Here is a 19,796-nt window from a genome sequence, read left to right as displayed (position 1 = left end):
GTCGGCTCTCGATTATCGGGTCTGCGTGTATCGTGGGTAGCTTCGTTGCCGCGGCGTTCTGGACGCCAGCGACGTCACTCGTGGTCATTGTACTCGTCGCCTTTGGGATGGGCACAGTGACGCCGCCCTTACTTACCGTAATCCAGAATCACCTCAGGTCGGAACAGATGGGGCTCGCAACCTCCTCGCAGCAGTTCTTTCGCCAACTCGGTGGGGCGATCGGTGTGTCCATGATTGGATTTATCATGAACGCACTCATTCGCAGTCAACTGGCGGCCGTTCCCGGCGTTTCGACCCTTGGTGACCTCCAACGCGCACTGTTTAAAGCTGATACTGCCCCGACTGGGGCGGCCGAGGCTCTCTCACACGGCCTTTCAGCCGCATTCGTCGTCTCCGCACTCGTTGGCAGTATCGCACTCTACTGTGCCTTCAATATCCCGCAGTTCGCCACTGCGAGGGACGCCAGTTCAGAGATGCCCGATCCAACGACAGACTGATCGAGAACGTCCGGCTTCCAGACGCTGCCGGCGCCCCATTCGTTCTAGCTCAATGGAGGGCTGAGACAGGCTTTGAGCAGAAATCGAGCCGGATCGTACCGAACTCAAGCTGGAATCATCGCTGGCGAGGTGGCGTAGTCGGCGAGTAGCAAACAGTTCGTGTTCCGTCACAGAACTGGCGTCATCGAACGTTTCTCCACGACCATAGCACGGAACAACTGTAGTCAGTCGTGTGCATACCGCTGTTCGAGTTCCTCGATCTGCGTAATAATCCCGGCGAGTTCGTCACCCTTCTCAGTCAACGAGTAGGAGACAGTCGGAGGCGTCGCTGACTCATCGACCGCTCGGACGACGACGTCCTCTTCCTGCAGGCTCTTGAGCCGGGTCGAGAGGGTACTTGCCGGTATCCCGTCGATACTGTGTTTGATCTGATTGAACTGTGCATCTCCGCGGGCGAGCAATCGCAGGATGTGAAACGTCCACTTACAGCCGAGCACTTCCCAGATGCCACTCCACTCGGTCGGTTCCGGAAGTCCGGTCTCTGATTCTGTTCCCATGAGACTACCTGGTTCACTCTATCGTAGCTACTACCTTCAAAATAACTACTTCATTTTAGGCCCCAAGCGTAGTAGCACCATAGAGGTGATTCCAGATGAGCAACGACCAGATCCCCGGCTACACGATGGGCGAAGACTCAGTCCAAGAGGCCCCGATCAGTATGGACGAGTTCGACCAACTCAAGCAGACCGTGATGTTCACCGAGGAGGACGAGGAGCACCTTCAGGAAGCTGGTGACATTCTCGGACCACAGGGCGACGAAATCCTTGATGTCTGGTACGGCTTCGTCGCCGATCACGACTTCCTCGTCTATTATTTCAGCCAGCCCGACGGAGAGCCAATTGATGAGTATCTCGACCGTGTGCGTGACCGATTCGTACAATGGATTCGGGATACCTGTGACACGCCGTACGACGAAGAGTGGCTGAACTACCAGTTCGAGATCGCTCGACGGCATCATCGAACAAAGAAGAACCAGACTGACGACGTCGACGCCGTGCCGAACATCGACCTCCGATACGTCATCGCATTCATCTACCCGATCACCGCCACGATTCGAGATTTCCTTGATGACGGTGACCACAGTACCGAAGAGGTCAATGCGATGTATCATGCGTGGTTTAAATCCGTCACGCTACAGGTTGCGCTCTGGAGCTACCCCTACGCCGAGGAAGACTGGTAGATGTCCTGCTTGAATGACATCCTCGAACATGAGGACCACTCCGCGTCGCTTCAAGAGTGGTTGGCACGCCTGCCGGACACCATAGCACACGTTAGTAGATTCGAACAGGGTAACATCGAACAATGACGGGATCGCATTCACAGCGGTTGTACGACCGCGCGCTTACCTCGCTGGTGGGCGGTGTGAACTCGCCTGTTCGGGCCGATCCGCAGCCGACGCCAGCGTTCGTCGATCACGGTGAGGGGGGCCACATCGTTGACGCAGACGGAACCAAATATCTCGACTACATCATGGGATACGGGCCCTTACTACTTGGTCACGATCTCCCCGAGCCAGTTCGTGAAGCCATCGAGGAGGCGGTAACCGCGGGACCGATGTACGGTGCGCCAACCGAACTCGAGATCGAGCTCGCAGAATTCATCGCGTCGCACGTCGAATCGGTCGAGACGCTTCGCTTCGTCAACTCCGGAACCGAAGCAACGTCGGCCGCTGTCCGTCTGGCTCGCGGCCACACCGGACGCGAGAAAATCGTCGTGATGCAAGGTGGGTACCACGGCGGCCACGAGTCATTCCTTGTCGAAGGCACGCCAGAACGACCGCGTCCAAGCAGCGCTGGCGTTCCACAGGCGTTCGCCGAACAGACGCTGCCGGTCCCGTTCAACGACGAGCAGGCAGTGAGGAGTGTCTTCAAGCGCCATGGCGATGACATCGCGGCCGTCCTCACCGAGCCACTACTGGGCAATCACGGAATCGTTACCCCGGTCGAAGGGTACCACGAGACGCTCCGGGATCTGTGTGACGAATCTGACGCGCTTTTGATCTTCGACGAGGTGATCACGGGCTTCCGCGTCGGCGGTCTTGAGTGCGCACAGGGCAAGTACGGGATTACGCCGGACCTGACGACGTTCGCAAAGATCGTCGGGGGCGGATTCCCAGTCGGGGCAATCGGTGGCCGGGCCGAGATCATGCAGGGGTTCACGCCGACTGGGGAGGTGTTCGAGTCCGGGACGTTCAACGGCCATCCGGTGACGATGGCCGCCGGACTTGAAACGCTCCGGTACGCTGAGGAGAACGACGTGTACGGGCACGTGAACGAGCTCGGTGAGCAGCTTCGAGGTGGGTTGGAGGATATTGTCGAAGACCACGCCCCTGCCTACACTGTCGCCGGGACGGACTCAATGTTCAAACTGCTCTTCACGCGTGATGCTCCGCCAGAGATGACAGATCACTGCCAGAGCGGCTGCGAGCAACGGAGCGACTGTCCACGGTTCGAGACATGTCCGAAAACCGGTGCTGATGTCGCGGCCGGTGCGACCGACCGGTGGAAACGGGTGTTCTGGCCCGCGATGGCCGAGCATGGCGTACTGCTCACTCCGAACCAGTTCGAGAGTCAGTTCCTCAGCTACGCGCACACTGAAGCCGACGTCGAGCGGACACTCGAGGCCTACCAAGACATCCTCACATCATGACGCAGAGACAATCGACCCCCGACGAATTGCAACAGTTCCCCGCAGTCGCAGACCAAGACCCAGAGGTTGCTGCGTCGCTCACTGATGAGCGTCGCCGCCAACGTTGGACGCTTACGATGATCGCTTCCGAGAATCACGTCTCTGAGGCGGTTTTAGAAGCTCAGAGTAGCGCGCTCACTAACAAGTACGCCGAAGGCTATCCTGGGGCGCGGTACTACGCCGGCTGTGAGCACGCCGACAAACTCGAACAATTGGCAATCGACCGCGCTATGGAACTGTGGGGTGCCGACCACGTCAACGTCCAACCGCATTCCGACACTCAGGCCAATCAAGCGGTCTATCTCGCGGTGTTGGATCCGGGTGATCGTATTCTCTCACTAGACCTCGCTCACGGCGGCCACCTCAGCCACGGCCATCCAGCGAATTTCAGCGGCCAGCTGTTCGATGTCGAGCATTACCACGTTGACCCTGAAACGGGATATCTCGACTATGACGAGCTTGCGGAGATCGCCAACACGTTCGATCCAGACATGAATATCTCTGGGTATTCAGCGTATCTACGCCATATCGATTTCGGGCGGATTCAGGAGGCTGCCGACGTGGCCGATGCCTTGCATCTGGCGGATATCGCACACACAACCGGGCTGGTCGCAGCCGGGAAACATCCATCGCCCGATCCGTAGATTTCTGCGATGGCTCGGAGTCGGGCATTCGAACCGAAGATGAGATCCACACGGGTAGCCGCCCACTCAACTTCGCCCGTTTCACGATCACGCACCTCATAAATGTCGTGGGCTTCGGAAGACGCTTCTCACTCCACGATGTTCTGGGATTCCGAGGGCACTTCCCACTCGTAGTCCATGTCGATCAGGTCCACGAAGAAATCGTTGGTCAACGTTTTCGGATGGTCAGTGAAGACGCCGAGCTCGGATCCCTTGTAGTTCGCACCAAGCGCACGCATTCCGCCAACCAGAACCGTCATCTCGTCTGCCGTCAGATTCAGGAGATCAGCCTTGTCTACTAGCAACTCCTTCGCCGAGCGGTCGTGCTCGTCTCCGAGGTAGTTACGGAACCCATCGTTTTTCGGTTCGAGCACCTCGAAGGAGTCGACGTCGGTCTGGGCCTGTGTAGCGTCGGTGCGGCCCGGTTCGAATGGTACAGTCACGTCGTATCCGGCGTCTCATGCGGCCTTCTCGACGGCCGCTGAGCCGCCCAGCACGATCAGGTCAGCAAGCGAGACACGCGTGCCATCGGATCGTGAGCTGTTGAAGTCCCTCCGGATCCCCTCCAGCGTCGCGAGTACTCCCTCTAACTGCTCCGATTCGTTCACCTCCCAGTTCAAGAGAACGCAGAAGCGATTGCTGCGGATCTCGTCGTCGAAGGAGCAAACGGTCCGACCACCTCGACAGCAGATTCGATGCTCGCCGAACGGGATGTTGCAGTGATTCCCGACATTCTCGCCAACGCCGGTGGAGTTACGGTGAGCTACTTCGAGTGGCTTCAAGACATTAATCGTCGAGCCTGGTCGCTCGAACGGGTGAATGATGAACTCGAAGTGGAGATGCAGGTCGCCTGGCGTGACGTCCAAACAGAGTTCGAAAGCCGTGATGTCACCTGGCGTGATGCAGCCTACATCGTCGCGCTTTCTCGAATCGCTGAGATTCACGAGGCCCGGGGGTTGTGGCCGTAACAGATGGGTCAACCTCCACTCAGGCGAACTCGGCAGCCATCAACTCCGCTTGAGCGAGGACTATTTCGGATATTCCGACTGTCATCGCTCGGCACCACTGCTGTAGTTGTTTGCTTATTCGGGTATTTATTCATCGGGTTTACACTCAGCGTGATTGGCATCTACGAACCTGAATTCGGCGTGGTGAGCTTTACCGATCCCTTCTTTATTGTGTCGAGCTTCTTGGTAGGAGCTTTCATGTGTGTGATGTCCGGGACACTCACGCTACTCACACTTCTTCTTGATACGAAGAATGCAAACGCGGAATTTGTTATACTGATGAGTTCGATCGCCTTTGGCTTTGGTGCAGCCACGTTGCGAGTTACATCCAATCCTGTGCAAGCGTGACTCATTGATGTGTGGAGCGCTATAGTGTGAACCGCCTCGAGGGAAAGTGGTTCGAGAGATCTGCTCCCTCGTCATCACGAGATGGTTTTTTGCCGTCTCGGACGATTCCAAAGCACGCCGCCTACTCAACCTGGTGATCTGGATAATCTTATTCGAAGTGATCGACGGATTTCTCGTACTGCTCGGTCGCGTGTTCCCAGTCGAGGACCTCGAAGAAAGCATTGATGAAGCTTCCCCGATCCGGGCCGTAGTCGTAGTAGTAGGAATGCTCCCAGACGTCGAGCGCAAGGACGGGATGAGCGCCCCAGAGCGCGCCTTGATCGTGCTTGTCGACCACAACGTTGCGCAGTTGCTTGGCGACCGGATCGTACACTAGGAGAGCCCAGCCACCAGCGGCGCTCGCGGCAGCCTCGAATTCTCCTTTCCAGCCCTCGTAGGAATCGAAATCGTCTTCGATGCGTTCACGGAGACCGCCGGAAGGTTCGCCGCCGCCGTTGGGCGACATATTGTTCCAGAACAACGTGTGGAGATAGTGGCCGCAGCCGTTGTGAGTGACGCTGCGCATCGCGCTTCCGGAGGAACCGAAGTCGCCTGATTCGCGGTTCTCCGCCAGCGTCTTTTCGGCGCTATCCAGGCCATTCACATACCCTGATGGTGGGTATCGTGGTGCCACGCCAACACTTGCTCGGAAATGTGCGGTTCGAGTGCATCATAGTCGTACGGGAGCGGTGGCAGTTCGGGATCGGATTGCTCGGACATTGTACTTGAGACGTTGTGCCCCGTTCATTATAACCATTTGCTGAAATCAAATATTGATGGAATTGTTACACTTAGTGAATATCTCACCATGACTCCGATAGTAGTCCCGATCAACAGGGCGACCTGTACAGTTATCTTCCCAGGATATCGGGGAATTGTTTGATGCTCGACTGATCCTCCGTGTATTTCGTGTGAAAGTCTATATAGGTACTATCTTGGCTTTCGAGAAGCTCCCAAGCAACTCCGAACACTAGACTATCCAATAATGACACTCTATTTGCGTGTTAGTATACTGATCTGTTCGGGGCTGGACTCGCTCCATCGCAGAGACGACGCTCAGGATGTCTTCCTCGGCGAATTGTCGGCCAACAATCTGCACTCCAACAGGGAGGTCATCGTCGGTAATTCCGGCGGAAATTGATGCCACAGGGTGGCCGGTCATGTTAAACACCCATGTCAACATGACGTCTGTCGGGACACCCATCACTGAGTGTCCGTCAATCTCCGTTGGATAGCCGTCAGCGAGACGCTTACTGTATGGTGGAACAGTAAGAGTTGGTGTCACGAGGACATCGTAGCCAGCCAATGTGTCCTGAATTTCCTCGTATGCAGCAGTGCGAGGTACGTTCTGTAACCGGTCGGTGGCAGCGTCTGTTTCCGTTCCTAATGCAATCGTCGAATGTACTGTGTCTTCGACGTCGGCGGTCGCAAAGTCGATGCCGTATTGGTCTCCGAGATGTTTGGCGAACGCACTGAAAAAGACGCCAACCTGTGTGACATACGCCATCGACAGGTCCTCATAAGACGGCAGTGAGATGTCGACAGTATCAACAGTAGCGCCAGCAGCCGCCAACTCTGTAACAGCGTCGTCGACCATTTCACGCACCACCGGTGAGACCGGCTGCAAGTCCAGATTCGGGCTATACGCAACTGATAGCTCATTAGTTGGTCGATCAGTCGCTCCCGTGTAGTCTGTCTCTGGTTGAGGAACGCTTAATGGATCACGGTCATCTTGGCCCGCAAGGACATCAAGCAAAACCGCCGTATCTTCGACTGTCCGTGGCATTGGTCCACCAACAAAAAACGGAGAGTGTGTATTAAAGCCATCACGGGGGACGCGCTCGGGGATGAGTCCGAACGTCGGCTTCAGCCCGACGACGTTACAGCAGGAGGCGGGCACTCGGAGTGAGCCACCGATGTCTGATCCGGTCGCGAGCGGTACCGCACCGGCCGCAAGCGCCGCTACAGACCCTCCGGAAGACCCACCAGCGGACCGGTCATGGTCGAACGGTGTCGGAGTCACTCCGACAAGCTTGTTCTCCGTCTTGATGATGTGACCGAGGGCTGGCGTATTGCTCGTTCCGACGACCACTGCTCCTGCGGCTTCCAGCCGCTCAACCGTGATGGAATCGTCGTCGGCCACGTTATCAGTCAACGGTGCGAGTCCCATCGTATGCCGGACCCTCGCCTTTCGAGTCCGAAGGTCCTTGATTTCGACCGGCACGCCATGGAGTGGGCCGAGATCGTCACCACGTTCGGCTGCACCGTCGGCCATTTGAGCACGGTTCCGTGCCGATTCTTCGGTTACCGTAATAAACGCGTTCAACTCATCGATTTCCTCAATACGATCAAGAACTGACTCAAGGAAATTTAGAGGAGTCTGCCCTCCAGTCATAATTTCACACGCAAGGTCGCGTACCGAGACGGCTGTGGGTTTGATCATGTCTCTCGGATGAATTTCGTAGCCATTTCTAGTGATGTATATCTAACATCTCGATCTGTTCTTGGTATCGGTTGCGAATAGTCACCTCGGTCACCTGCGCCACGTCCGATACCTCGTGCTGTGTGCGTTTCTCGTTACAGAACATTGCGGCGGCATAAATCGCAGTCGCAGCGAATCCGGATGGTCCTCGGCCCGACAGTAACGGATCAGCAGTCTCTTCGATAATTTCGATGCGTTCAACACGTGAAACCTCCGCTATCTCCTCCAGTGACCGCGGGATACCTTCCTGCCGACAGCCCGCATAGAGCGCAGCCGTGGCCACGCCTTCGACCGTCCGCGAATCAAATCCTCATCCAATGCCCGGCGGTAGATGACACTCGTTACCTCACGACCGTCTCGCGGGACACCGAGTGCACTCGCCATCCGGTCAATCTCGCTGAGCGCAAATTGGAGATTCCGTTCCCCAGCATCCTTCGTCCGGATTCACTCCTGCCATTTCCGTAGGCGGTGCATTTGCGACCGCTTCTTTGACGAGATTGCTCGCCCATACGCGTCTTTGTCTTTCCAGTCGATCTGGGTGGTCAGACCCTTATCATGCGTTGTGCTGGTGGTCGGGGCCCCGACACGGGACTTTTCCTGTCGTTCTTGATGATTGAATGCCCGCCACTCTGGGCCAGAATCTACCAAGTCCTCTTCAATGACGAGCCCGCACTCTTCACAGATCCGCTCCCCTCGGCTAGACTGTTGGATAATTTTGTCTGAACCACATCTTGGGCAGGTAGTACCTTCAATTTCGTCGTTAGATTGCTCTGTTTCGTGCTCTTCGTCATCGAGCCGGACAGACCAAACCATTGGTTCTTAACAGTAGAACCGCTGGAGCATAAAGTTTGAATTATATATCTGTCACCTATCTCGGAGAATTGAGATGATCGGCTCTTGATTTCAGAATGTGCTTCTCATCGGGATTACTATAGTGGGTCCGGACTAACTCAGCATCCTTCCGTTCACTACAAGAGGTTTGGCGAAGATCTTCGAAGAAGATAAACCCCAATCCAGACATTCTGTTGGAGTGTGAACGAGTAACAATGATACCAGTTATCACAAATCGACACGATTTACTATACCCTCTTGTAGGTAGCTTATGGCAGATCTCAACCCCGTTGCTAAACGAATTCATAACCTCAGTCCTGGTCCCGTCAAGATAATACTTCACGATGGAACGCAAATAATATTCCAGATATCCAAGGCGGAGTTTTTCCAGCAGGAATTTCAGGCAGAAGGGACCCGTGAAAATGACCAAAACCTATCTCGGATCGTGTCGAGTGAAGATAATGAATCCGTTCTTGTCGGCCGAAAGGGACCAGATGAGGATACTTGGTCGATGATTGGGCGTATTCAGGAGGTTGATAGCGTCGAGTAATAATATTTTCACTTACGTATTTGTCTGTCTTGAAACAAATATGTGGTCAGGATGGATGATATTGAAATCCTCCGCGGATGACGCATCGTGATTCGGTTACGGTCTGTACAGGCGATGTAGTCGTCGGAGAGACAGCGAATATATTTCTGGGGACGTACATACATCCTGCAATGGAGAATTCACGGACACCGATCAGCTCCGGTGAGGAAGACGCACTCAACCACATCGAGCAGTACCGCGACGCGGCCGGGAATGACCAGAGCATCACCCAAAAGGATGCTATCACCTATCTTATAGAGCAAGATGTCGAACAGACTGATGCACGGGCCCACATCAAACAACTGCTTTTGAAGGGCTATCTCTACGAAGTCGATGGCGAACTGAGGATTCCGCCGCGACCCTGACGAGAGAGAATCCCGTCGACCCTTGCCGCTAGCTATAGCCAGACCACCGCAACTACGACCGTAATGATATGAAGTGCAATCCACGACTTGTGACCCTGGGATGCCGTCCGGCACGACCACACAGCCGACGAAACTAATCGTGGCGAGTTACTCGCTGTTCCGGTTCTGGACCTCCACTTCGTCGTAGTAGTCGCGCCGATCGGCGGGAAGCGTCCGGAGTGTCGTTTGGCACTTGCTGCATATAATTCAAATTCCAAAGGGAAGTGCTGCCGACGGATCGACGAACTCTACGTGAAAGCCGGACTCAAAGACTGCGAGAGAGACTGCTGATCGCGCTCAAGTGGGCTGTTGACGCGTGGACGTGAAACGTACGCTGAGGACAAACTCCCCATATTTATTCTCGCGAATCGCGGCGGCGGTGAGCGGTCCGTGATCCCGATGAAAGCCGTCGACATATCGATGATTTGACTCCTGCAGGCGGTCGGTCAGTAGGAGTTATTGACTGTCGATACCGACGGTTTTCGAGCGTACGAACCGCTAGACGAGAACGACGCATTCAACCATGAATATATCATCCACGGCGACGGTGAGTACGTTTATAGAGATACCTATATGAATACCTTCGAGACCCGCGCGTCGCTGACGCAACGGTGGCTCTCACCGCATCGTATCGACTCCAAAAAATTCACAACGCATCTACGAGCGTTCTATCTCCTCTGTGAGGTTTTCCGAAACCAGGAGAAGAAGCGCTCAACCCCATCTTCGAAACTCTCTCTAACCCACCAATAATCTATGCCATAGAAGCGATCCCACTATCTCCCCTAAACACTGTGAGATTCTTAATCAAACATCGGAAGTTCCGGCCCATCAATCACGCGTACAACACGCGGATTGATGGAACTCACGACCGAAAACGATAGATTGTAAAACCGTCATTTCGATAATCAAGAGCACGTTCGGCGACACAGTGCTTGTACGAGCTCAATATGATGAGCTCCGTGGACTTGTCCTGATGTGTGGATTCACAACATAAAAAATGGCTATGAACCAGTGAAATCAAGGTGTGTTCTGCGATTCATCGCGGTTCAACACTTCATATGCGCCAACAGTAGGCTTGTAAGCACCCACCGGTCCAATCACACCTTTGACAAGTTGTAACTTCTTGAGCTCCTGCATCTGCGAGTGCACGCTATCAGATTCGAATCCGGTGCTCTCAGCGATGAGTTCACTCTTTATATATCCTTTATCCTGTTCATACAATTGTATCAGTGCAGTTAGGATTTTCTTTTGAGCCATGGAAAGCTCTAACCACGCCATACGCAGATGTTGGCGATCGGCGCTCTTATACTGTCGGTTCAATCAGAAAAAGTTCACGATGACATCTGCGACATAGTCAGACCCGCTATAAATAGCGAGGGATGGTGGATCTAAGAAAGATTCGACTGACGATCCAGCGATGCCGAGCCAAGACATTTCGAAGAGACTCGCCGAATTCGAGCATCTACTGACTCAATGGGAAAATCTGCTACGCTCTTGCGAGGGAATTGTTGAATGCGTGAGCGGCGGCTGAATGTCGAGTAGTTTCTGTGCCGTTGCGACAATCACCTTCTTCAAATTCATTCGACTAATTCAACCGGTAGAAGAACCAGATCAGAGACTCGCTTTTACTGTTGTACACCGCTGTGTACGCACTCTGAACTTGGACCACCGAACCCGTCCAGATTCGTGTTTCGAGACACCTCCGTTGATCCACGAGTCGGACGACTTGCGGATCGTCGGATTCAGTCTCATATAACCCACAACCTCCCAGTGAGTGTCGAACCGATCGACTTCTTCAAGTTTCGCGTAGATCAGTAACGCTGGGAAGTAGCTGACATATGGGATGGTCATCAGCACTTGGATCTCTGAAGAAAACCCAGTGCGTTCCTCGATCGCAGTTCGAGCTTTGCCATTTTTCTCGGTCAAGGTCTCTACCACGTTGAGTTACGACTCCAACAACTCATCATACTGCTCTGTTGAATAGCGGCTTATGAGCCACAGTAAGACGACACCGACTTCGAGATCACTAGCGTCAGCGGCCAACAGGGTGGCTCAAATTTCGACCATCCCGACTAGCACCGCTATTCAACAGAGCACATCATACGACGTCGGGAGCGAGAGTTCCCAGAAGAACTCTCGTCCCTTCACGCTCAGTGGCTTCACGTCTTCGGTGATCACCTCCCACTGGTCTACACCACTAACCTCGTCAACGATGCACTATCTCCCAATTTCTCGGCTAAACCGAACACGGATGGAGATGATTGTAACAAGGTGAAAGCAGACATCGACGTTGACCAGGAAGCCATCATTGAGTCCTTCACCCGCACGAATTTGATTTCGTCGGCGAGGTTGCCGGGTATTCCGAGGGAGTGGTCGTTGGCAGAGAATTGGATGCGAGATTTAATCGATAAAGTCTCGACACCGGTTCTGAAGATGTGCTCGCCTTCGATAACGTGATCGGGGAGCGAGAGCCACAAATTCGTTTTCGGTTGTCGCCGCCTAGATCGCTTTCGAGGTGTTCTTCTTTCATACACCTTTAATCGGTTGCTCACCCAAGGCTATCGTATGTCGTCGGTCGAGCTTACGTCGAATCAGAAAACTATTCTTACGGCGTTGATTAATCTCTATCCTGAGACGGAGGACGCCGTCAAGGGCGAGGATATTGCCGCTGAAGTCGACCGTAACCCTGGTACAATTAGAAACCAGATGCAGAGCCTCAAGGTGCTCCAGTTGGTCGAGGGCGTCCCGGGCCGAAGGGCGGATACAAACCCACTGCGAATGCCTACGAGGCGCTAGATGTCGAACAGATGAAAGAGCCGGCGTCAGTCCCACTTTTCCACGACGGCGAAACCGTCGAGAACGCCAATGTCGGGGAAATTGACCTCTTAAGCGTCCACCACCCCGAACTCTGCCGTGCAGAAATCCACCTCCAGGGTTCCATCCGTAGCTTCTCCGAGGGCGACGAAGTTAACGTCGGCCGACGCCGCTATCGAAACTGGTCATCAACGGAGTTCTCGAGGACAAGGATGATACCAACAACATCCTCATCCTCCGGATCAAGAGCATGGAAGCGCCAGCCGACCAACCCGGGCACTAAATGATCACCGTCGGTATCTGAGAAAATCGCAGTCGTTTCCAAGTCGATCTTCCGCTTTGCCGTTCATATGTCGATCCACGTGTGAAACATATGCATTATCGACGAGACGTTGGCGATCCACCGGGTGGCGGATATCGACCCGATATCTATATTTACCGGCAGTTGCAGTCGGTGACGACTCCTGCTGCATCCTGGTGGTTAACTCAAGGAGGACGATTACTACTTCCAGAAGGTGCGAATGACGTGCGAAGACAGCGATTCTCGTGAGGCTAACGGCTGGACCGGAAACGCCGCGAACGCTGCCACCACTTCTTCCACGCTGTTTCGAAGGATGTGGTGGCCGAAGTGCCACCTGAAATGCTGGGACGATCGCCGTGGGCGACCTGATTGGTTTCAGTGATGGTACTAATTGAGGCGACCACGGCAACCTCGATTTGCACGGGTTGGCGTTCGACCGATTCACCGAGATGGTGGAATACAAAGCTGCCGAACACAGCATCAGCGTCGATCACGTGAGCGAACATGACACGTCAAAATCGTGCACCTCGTGAGGGATCACGGACGATAGCCAGCGTATCGAGCGTGGGTTGTACGTCTACGAAGATTGTGGATTGGTCGCCATTGCTGACGTGAATGGAGTTGAGAACATCCGACAGAAGGGACTCCCGAATCTCACCTGTAACGGAGGAGATAGGGATACCGGCTGGATGACACATCCTGCGGTGCGCCTGTTCGACAAATCTATGGGGCTATTAGTCTCACAAGAACGGGTGACCCACGGTCCATAATATCCCAACGCACGGTAAATCGCGACGTGAGCAGCGCAGAAGATATCATTTAGAGAATAAGATCGTAGATGGGATATCCTTTAGTCCGGTTGCATATTCGTATGCGATATGCGCGGCAGCGACATCTTGAATCGCGAGACCGGTGCTGTCGAATATCGTCAGTTCATTTTGTGGTATTGCCAACCCATCGGTTGCACTTACTAACTCACCAAGCTCGGCGTAGATATCATTTTCATCAAGATCTCCTCGACCCCACGGCACGTTGATCTCACCTGCGTGAATTGCTTGGTCAAAACTATCGACGAAAACACACCCTCCAGTGAGAATATTCGTATTGAGTTCCTGTTTATCTTCGGCATCGGCACCGATCGAATTAATGTGTGTTTGAGGATTGGCCGCGCTAAGCGGAACAATTGGTTCTTCAGCAGGGGTAACAGTTGAGACAATATCACATGCGGCCGCTTCATGAACGGTACCGGCCTGAATCTCGAAATCAGGATACGTGTCAATGAATGTGTCTACCGCGTCATCGTCCACATCATTCACGATGACCTTGTTGATTGGCCGGACTTGGATGAGAGCTTCAAATTGTGCATACGATTGCGTTCCAGCACCGATAAGGCCTAAACTGTGAACATCGTCAACCGCGAGATGATCTGTAGCGACGGCCGCAGCTGCCACAGTCTGTTTCCGAGTAAGAACGGTGGCGTCCATGATAGTTAACGGACTAAGCGTCTCTGGATCGGAGTAGATAATTATCCCCATTACCGTTGGCAGGTTATTGTTTGATGGATTATCTGGATGGACGTTAACCCCTTTAATTGCAGCACCCTCTCACGAATCAGTCCCCGCATATGCAGGCATTGACCGAGAATCACCATTATACTGGGGCAGATCGATATATGACTTCGGTGGCATAACCACAGTCCCTCGTTCGTAGGCTTGGAATGCTTCTACTACGGCATCGTTTATTGCCTCTATCGGAACTGATTGTGTTGCTTCTGAATCAAGCAGGAGGGATTCCATATGGCAACTAACCTTGTATCGAACTTAACCCCAGCCCAGTATCAATCCACTCGAGTTGGGACAATTGTTTTATTTCTTGATCATTTATCAGTCATCCTTGGACTTCATCTCTTTTAGACGATCGAGCAACGCTTCCGTAGTGTCCTCCGTGTCAAACGTTATTTGACCCTGATATTCCGTCGGTTGCTCTTCGGAGTCTAATTCAATTTCGGAGAGTTTCTTCTCACGGCGTTCAAACTCGCGTTCATCGAAGTTACCCATACCCATATGAGTCTAATTCTTGGAAGGGGTTACCAATAAGCGTAGCGGATGTGTGTCAAGACAACACAAGGAATAATTAGACCGTTCGATAGAGGTCTGTCAGAATTGCTGCTGTAGCGGAGTGGGACAGATATTTCCCAGCACGTTTCAGAGTAGTATCTGTGATAGCTGACCATGAGTGGATTCGTGTATTCTGAGAAACCTATCGAGATCGTTGAAGGGGATGGTCCGTATCTCTACGATGACAACGGGGACGAATACCTCGATATGGGTGCGAGCTACGCCTGTGTCCCGTTGGGTCATGGCCACGATAGAGTTACAGATGCCATCACAACACAGCTTTTGGATCTGACCTATGTGCAAGGCTCGTATCCCGTTGCAGTGCGGAGTCAGCTCTACGAAACACTGGGACATGTAGCGCCCGGTGGTATCGAGAAGGTATGGCTCTGTAATTCCGGAACCGAGGCTAATGAGGCTGCACTGAAGTTTGCTCGTGCAGCCACCGGTAACACGAAAATCATCACCACAGTAGGGGGATTCCATGGTCGTACAATGGGCGCGCTTTCCACTACGTGGAAGGACAAATACAAAGATCCTTATGAGCCACTTCTTGAGAACGTAGAGTTCGTCCAATATGGCGATGTTGACGCGATAACGACGGCAATTGATGGCAATACAGCGGCTGTCATAATCGAACCCGTCCAAGGCGAGGGAGGCATCAACCCTGCCTCTCCCAATTTTATGAAGGCTATCCGTGAGACGACCACAGAAGCTGGAGCAGCGCTAATTCTGGATGAGGTTCAAACGGGGTTGGGTCGGACAGGCAAACTTTGGGCCTGTGAGCGTGTAGACGTTGTGCCAGACATACTCACAAGTGCAAAGGGACTCGGAAACGGATTGCCCATTGGTGCAACGCTTTGTCGCGACTGGATTGCAGAAGAATATGGCGACCATGCGTCGACATTCAGCGGGAACCCTCTTATCTCAGTGGCAGCTGAAGCAACAATATCGACGATTACCGATGAAAACCTCCCCATCCATGCTGCCGAGATCGGAACATACCTGCAGAAGCAGTTAGAGGCGGAACTCGGTGATCGAGTCCGGGATATCCGCGGCGAGGGGTTGATGGTGGGTGTTGAGGTTAAACGTGGAGCCAACCGTATCCTACAGGAGCTGGCGATAAATCATCGTGTCCTTGCACTGCCTGCAGGCAGGACTGTCGTACGACTTCTACCTCCACTAATCATCGATAAAAACCACGCTGACCATGTTGTAGATGCACTCGGGAAAATAATTGACTGAATGATGCTCTGTCGTCCAGACGTTTAAATGGTTGACGACGATGCTTCAAACCGATATCTAGAAATGGAGAGCAGTGATGAGACCCTAACTCGCGCCCTACTAGAGATAAGGTACGAGGCACTTTTCCGGCCAACTCACGGATTCAATACGTGTCTCCCCGGTGTAGTGGGAGAGTTCTTAGCTGGTGAATTCACTGTTTGAACTCTGGAATACTGGCCTTGTTGAAATCCTTTTGTCATCGTGCGATTTCGCAGAGCGATTTCTTTCTTTGTATCGGTCGTGAGTGCATGGTAGAAACCCTCAATTGAATATCAATAGATGAGAGTAACAACAGAGCCAGAGTGCTGATTCTAGCTTAGTAGCTTAGGAAATGATGGTAGATGTAGCAGGCCACTCGACACTTATAAAAGTCCCGTATACTTGGACTAGCGATCTAATCTGGTATACGCTACCCAATCATCATAACAAGTGAACTGTTGTTATTCGCGGTTCCGAGTGTACCCGATTCAATAAGTAGGACTGGAATTACAGACCTACGCTTGTAATCCCAACAGTTCGATCATTGTTTCAGTCTAATAATATCGATCGTCACAGAATATATGGCACTGCTAAATCGGGGTTAAACTGGGTGCTCCGAAGAGCACTGAGTTGATCCAACTAGTATCTCTGATATGAGATTATTAGATAGAAAGTGGGCGTGTCCGCCAGTCTTGTTAACTAATCTGACACATGCTCCTTTTGACGGAGCGCCGTTATTAGTGGTATCTCAAAACCCCTGTACTCGATTCGGTCTCAGCTGATACCAGGTCATAAATCAGCACTGCTATCAAGCATACGCTGCTCACACTAGTGAAATTCAAAGAATCTCAATTCATAAATGACTATATAATAGTCCAATAAAAGTAGATTTTTAGGAGTTATGGACAGGAGTCACTTGCTCATTTACTTCTAAACCATCGGGTTCACCACCGTCGTCCCCTTCGCCGACGACACGCGATCGATCACGACGCGCTGGACGAGAACCTCGCCGCGCTGGAGGCTGCGGGGACGGATCTGCTCGTCTCCTGCGGTACACCGGCGAGTACTACTCACTGATCGACGCCGAGTGGAAAGCGATCTTTGAGACTCACGTCGAGGCGACGGCCGACGACGCTACCGACGTCGCTGGCGCCGCCGGGAACGTCCCCGAGATCAAGGATCTGGCTGAGGCCTACGAGGTCGTCGTTTTGGACAGACTGAGAGCATGCACCCAAACCACACCTACAACCACGAGCAGGGGCTGGCCGGCTACTAACACCGGATCTGCGACGAGATCGACCTTCTGATCGTCATCTACAAGCGCGGTCTGACGGTTCCCCGCTCCGTACTCGTCCACCTCAGCAAGCGCGAGGAGGAGGTCTCTGTGAAGTTCACTGTCGACAACGTTGTCGAGTTCTCCCTACCCATCGAGGGGGCGACCGGCTACACGACCAGCATCGGAGACTTCCTGCCGGAGGCGGCCCTGGCCTGTTCGACGCGCTCGACGCCGGGGACTGGGCCCAGGCCCGCGGATGCCAGCGCGCCTTCGGTCGTTGGAGGACCTCCGCAAGGAGCCGGGCACCGGGAGCACCCTATCGGCGGGGAGCAACGCTCCCGTGATCAAGCGCGGCTTGAAACTGGCAGGGCTCAACGGCGGTCCGGGCCGCGGCCGGTGGTGGGACTTTCCGCCGAGGACGAGGCCCGCCTGGAGGAGATTTATGCACATCTGGATGTCACTTTCTTCGACGCCTGTCCCCGGTTCGTGGGACTCCCGCCGTCGCCATCGCGGACTCTATCTATATTGTCGCTGGCGCACTCTTACTATTCGACCTTGGTCAGGGCCTCGCAGAACCGATTACGGATACTGCACTCAACGAACGAGCACCAGACGAGTTTCGCGGGAGTATCATGAGCATCCGGACGAGCGTTCTCAGACTCGGCACGACGATCGGCCCGCCGCTCAGTGTCGGGGCTGCAACGGTGTTCGGATACCAACGAACACTGTTGGTTTCCGGCGTCGGTACCTTCGTTATTGGATTGACCTGGCTCACAGTCAAACGTCTGTAATATCTCTCGTACCTATTCGCTCACTTGCTGACGGAATGAGCTCTGTTGTGTCTCCTGAGTGCGGTGCGCCGTGGTCTCATACTTAGAAGCATAAGTAGCTGTGCAGTTCTGGTGGATTGATAGCATCAAACGCCACTGAAATCGTACCTCTGAGATCAGAAATATAGGCAAACGAGCGATTTCCAAGAAATTGTATGAACTGGCGCCAGCACTCTTAGACGGAGTTCAGCTCCGGTGAACCCCGTGGAAGGTAGATCAATGTAACCGGGGGTCCTCAACGAAGTCTTTCATGACGTTCGCCGTGAAGTACAGCGCATTATCCAGTACGACGGTAATCTTCTCACCGAATAGTTTCTGAAGTGCCTGTAGCAAATGGATTGTAGCGTTACTCGTGAAATTGCTCCCACAGTCGAAAAAACACCGTTTCACCCGCTGCTGTCAGTCCTCTAAGCAACTGGACGCTATCCCATGCGCCCGACGCTGCCGGTGTCGGGCGCTCAGCTTTTAGAAATCATTCGTGGATGAGATACGCTTGCATCACTTTTCGTGTCTGCTCGATTGTAATGACCGCGTACTTGCCGTCTTTCAGAGTACCCAGCTTTTTTCGAATCCGTCTGTGAACGTCTCTTGAGCACGTGGGTTAGCGTTCTGATACTCCGGCCGGACTGTCTTGTAACGATCAAGATAATTTTGAAAGTCAAAGAATTTCTTACCCCACTTCTTAGCGAAGCTAACTTGTTGTGTCACCTGTTCAAATACATCTGTGACGAGCTCATGAGACAGCGGATTCCGATCGTGAATCATCACCAACACCTCACAAACCTATCCATTCGTTTTCAGTGAACGTACCAAACTTTCTCCATTGAGGGCGTAGATCCCCACCCGCTGAATTGTCGGTTTTGACCAATGGTCGTTCGATGTGTGGGTCATCAACGTACCAGACGCGCCGCGAATTGTCGTACAGTTATGGGTGTAATGCATCGAGAAAGCCGATAACAGTTCCTCCATCTGTACAGACATCCTCGTCGACGACCCAACCCTCCTCGTCGGCACCCTCTCGTTTGCTATAGGGTCCAGCATCTCCGTCCTCGTCAAGCGCGTCATCGATGGGCTCTTCGTGAATCTCGTCTGGGTCATCTGGGCGGTACGGCCGCTTTGAACTGGGTTTTGTGAAAGATAATCCAAGATCTCGGAGAAATTTGCCGAGATAATCTGAGTGATATTCAACATTGAATTCTTCATTACGAAGGTGCTGAATCTCCTGTGATTTCCACGGCTGGCCGTCGCGGAGGAGTTCAAGCAACTCGTCTTGTTCGTCTTCGTTGAGCTTCGGGGAACTTGCATCCCCGTAGCTCGGCATGAGTTCGGCAAATCCACCTTCATTCCAGGCTTCTACCCACCGGTTTCCAGTTGATGGAGAACGCCCCTCACGATCGGCAGCTTCCGAGACTGTATCTCCTTGATAGAGGTTCTTGACGAAGCCAATACGCCGAAGACGGTCATCGTCTTCGGCTTCACGGAGCATCTTGTCGATTGTTTCTTCTGGAAGGTGATACTTGATCGTTTTTTCCCGGCCGCGACTCATTACTGCGACATCAGCTGTCTCTTT

General features: G+C 53.3%; 15 protein-coding genes and 10 pseudogenes. 13 read left to right on the top strand and 12 right to left on the bottom strand.

The features are described from left to right. Positions 1–11: 11 nt before the first annotated feature. The gene (locus MW898_RS21175; protein WP_309242256.1) at positions 12–497 is read left to right on the top strand and encodes an MFS transporter; all 486 of its coding nucleotides are present in this window, start codon (positions 12–14) and stop codon (positions 495–497) included. Positions 498–721: 224 nt separating this feature from the next. Here the strand turns inward: MW898_RS21175 and MW898_RS21170 are convergent, their stop codons facing one another. Then, positions 722–1,054: a winged helix-turn-helix transcriptional regulator gene (locus tag MW898_RS21170; RefSeq protein WP_248910292.1), complete on the bottom strand. Its 333-nt coding sequence runs from the start codon at positions 1,052–1,054 to the stop codon at positions 722–724. Between the two features lie 95 nt (positions 1,055–1,149). Between MW898_RS21170 and MW898_RS21165 the strand changes: the two genes are divergently transcribed. From MW898_RS21165 to MW898_RS21155, 3 genes and pseudogenes are all read left to right on the top strand, one after another. Beyond that, a complete protein-coding gene (locus MW898_RS21165) occupies positions 1,150–1,737 on the top strand; it encodes a protoglobin domain-containing protein (RefSeq protein WP_248910291.1) in 588 nt (195 codons plus the stop codon). 122 nt (positions 1,738–1,859) lie between these two features. Beyond that, positions 1,860–3,206, top strand: coding sequence for a glutamate-1-semialdehyde 2,1-aminomutase (gene hemL, locus MW898_RS21160; protein ID WP_248910290.1), 1,347 nt, complete (start codon positions 1,860–1,862; stop codon positions 3,204–3,206). Continuing rightward, positions 3,203–3,880 (top strand): annotated as a pseudogene (locus MW898_RS21155) (PLP-dependent aminotransferase family protein); the annotation flags it as partial. The gene hemL and the pseudogene MW898_RS21155, both read left to right, overlap by 4 nt. Here the strand turns inward: MW898_RS21155 and MW898_RS21150 are convergent. After that, a pseudogene (locus MW898_RS21150) lies at positions 3,790–4,545 on the bottom strand (peroxidase family protein); the annotation flags it as partial. The pseudogenes MW898_RS21155 and MW898_RS21150 overlap by 91 nt on opposite strands. Between MW898_RS21150 and MW898_RS21145 the strand changes: the two are divergent. Beyond that, positions 4,546–4,896, top strand: a pseudogene (locus MW898_RS21145) (Glu/Leu/Phe/Val dehydrogenase); the annotation flags it as partial. It abuts the pseudogene before it with no gap. A gap of 535 nt (positions 4,897–5,431) precedes the next feature. Here the strand turns inward: MW898_RS21145 and sod are convergent. The 3 genes and pseudogenes from sod to MW898_RS21130 all read right to left on the bottom strand — a co-directional run bounded on the left by sod (position 5,432) and on the right by MW898_RS21130 (position 8,617). Continuing rightward, positions 5,432–6,042: pseudogene (gene sod, locus MW898_RS21140) on the bottom strand (superoxide dismutase [Mn]). Positions 6,043–6,292: 250 nt separating this feature from the next. Then, on the bottom strand, positions 6,293–7,765 hold the full coding sequence (locus MW898_RS21135) for an amidase (RefSeq protein WP_248910289.1): 1,473 nt from the start codon (positions 7,763–7,765) through the stop codon (positions 6,293–6,295). Positions 7,766–7,793: 28 nt separating this feature from the next. Beyond that, positions 7,794–8,617 (bottom strand): annotated as a pseudogene (locus MW898_RS21130) (transcription initiation factor IIB). 289 nt (positions 8,618–8,906) lie between these two features. Here MW898_RS21130 and MW898_RS21125 point away from each other — a divergent pair. The 4 genes and pseudogenes from MW898_RS21125 to MW898_RS21110 form a co-directional block, all read left to right on the top strand. Further along, positions 8,907–9,185, top strand: coding sequence for a DUF8072 family protein (locus MW898_RS21125; RefSeq protein WP_248910288.1), 279 nt, complete (start codon positions 8,907–8,909; stop codon positions 9,183–9,185). 170 nt (positions 9,186–9,355) lie between these two features. Further along, a complete protein-coding gene (locus tag MW898_RS21120; RefSeq protein ID WP_248910287.1) occupies positions 9,356–9,589 on the top strand; it encodes a hypothetical protein in 234 nt (77 codons plus the stop codon). Between the two features lie 276 nt (positions 9,590–9,865). Continuing rightward, positions 9,866–10,359: pseudogene (locus MW898_RS21115) on the top strand (IS1595 family transposase); the annotation flags it as partial. Between the two features lie 60 nt (positions 10,360–10,419). Continuing rightward, a pseudogene (locus MW898_RS21110) lies at positions 10,420–10,624 on the top strand (IS5/IS1182 family transposase); the annotation flags it as partial. A 21-nt stretch (positions 10,625–10,645) separates the two neighbouring features. Here the strand turns inward: MW898_RS21110 and MW898_RS21105 are convergent. After that, a complete protein-coding gene (locus tag MW898_RS21105; RefSeq protein ID WP_248910286.1) occupies positions 10,646–10,906 on the bottom strand; it encodes a helix-turn-helix domain-containing protein in 261 nt (86 codons plus the stop codon). 192 nt (positions 10,907–11,098) lie between these two features. Further along, positions 11,099–11,596, bottom strand: a pseudogene (locus MW898_RS21100) (transposase); the annotation flags it as partial. A gap of 597 nt (positions 11,597–12,193) precedes the next feature. On the opposite strand from MW898_RS21100, the gene MW898_RS26265 reads away from it, so the two are divergent. After that, positions 12,194–12,424 (top strand): hypothetical protein, encoded by a 231-nt coding sequence (locus tag MW898_RS26265; protein WP_373689897.1) that lies wholly within the window; start codon positions 12,194–12,196, stop codon positions 12,422–12,424. Between the two features lie 768 nt (positions 12,425–13,192). Next, positions 13,193–13,276, top strand: coding sequence for a zinc ribbon domain-containing protein (locus MW898_RS26260; protein ID WP_373689902.1), 84 nt, complete (start codon positions 13,193–13,195; stop codon positions 13,274–13,276). A gap of 282 nt (positions 13,277–13,558) precedes the next feature. Here MW898_RS26260 and MW898_RS21085 read toward each other — a convergent pair. Together MW898_RS21085 and MW898_RS21080 are read right to left on the bottom strand one after the other, a co-directional pair. Further along, a pseudogene (locus tag MW898_RS21085) lies at positions 13,559–14,539 on the bottom strand (ornithine cyclodeaminase family protein). Positions 14,540–14,626: 87 nt separating this feature from the next. Then, positions 14,627–14,806 (bottom strand): DUF5786 family protein, encoded by a 180-nt coding sequence (locus tag MW898_RS21080; RefSeq protein ID WP_248910284.1) that lies wholly within the window; start codon positions 14,804–14,806, stop codon positions 14,627–14,629. A 168-nt stretch (positions 14,807–14,974) separates the two neighbouring features. Here MW898_RS21080 and MW898_RS21075 point away from each other — a divergent pair, with 168 nt between their 5' ends. Further along, positions 14,975–16,102, top strand: a complete 1,128-nt coding sequence (locus tag MW898_RS21075) for an aspartate aminotransferase family protein (RefSeq protein ID WP_248910283.1) — start codon at positions 14,975–14,977, stop codon at positions 16,100–16,102. Positions 16,103–17,050: 948 nt separating this feature from the next. On the opposite strand, the gene MW898_RS21070 is transcribed toward MW898_RS21075, so the two are convergent. Together MW898_RS21070 and MW898_RS21065 are read right to left on the bottom strand one after the other, a co-directional pair. Next, entirely contained in the window at positions 17,051–17,194 is a 144-nt protein-coding gene (locus MW898_RS21070) for a hypothetical protein (protein WP_248910282.1), read from the bottom strand. Next, on the bottom strand, positions 17,191–17,355 hold the full coding sequence (locus MW898_RS21065; protein ID WP_248910281.1) for a hypothetical protein: 165 nt from the start codon (positions 17,353–17,355) through the stop codon (positions 17,191–17,193). Before MW898_RS21065 ends, MW898_RS21070 begins: the two co-directional genes overlap by 4 nt. A 514-nt stretch (positions 17,356–17,869) precedes the next feature. On the opposite strand from MW898_RS21065, the gene MW898_RS21060 reads away from it, so the two are divergent. Beyond that, on the top strand, positions 17,870–18,187 hold the full coding sequence (locus MW898_RS21060; RefSeq protein WP_277999982.1) for an MFS transporter: 318 nt from the start codon (positions 17,870–17,872) through the stop codon (positions 18,185–18,187). A gap of 585 nt (positions 18,188–18,772) precedes the next feature. Here the strand turns inward: MW898_RS21060 and MW898_RS21055 are convergent. Then, a pseudogene (locus MW898_RS21055) lies at positions 18,773–19,772 on the bottom strand (IS630 family transposase). Between the last annotated feature and the right edge of the window lie 24 nt (positions 19,773–19,796).

Origin of the sequence: Halocatena marina, assembly GCF_023276375.1 — an archaeon.
Classification (GTDB): domain Archaea; phylum Halobacteriota; class Halobacteria; order Halobacteriales; family Haloarculaceae; genus Halocatena; species Halocatena marina.
Note: the sequence above shows the minus strand (reverse complement) of the source record. Positions and strands in the feature narration are given on the sequence as shown.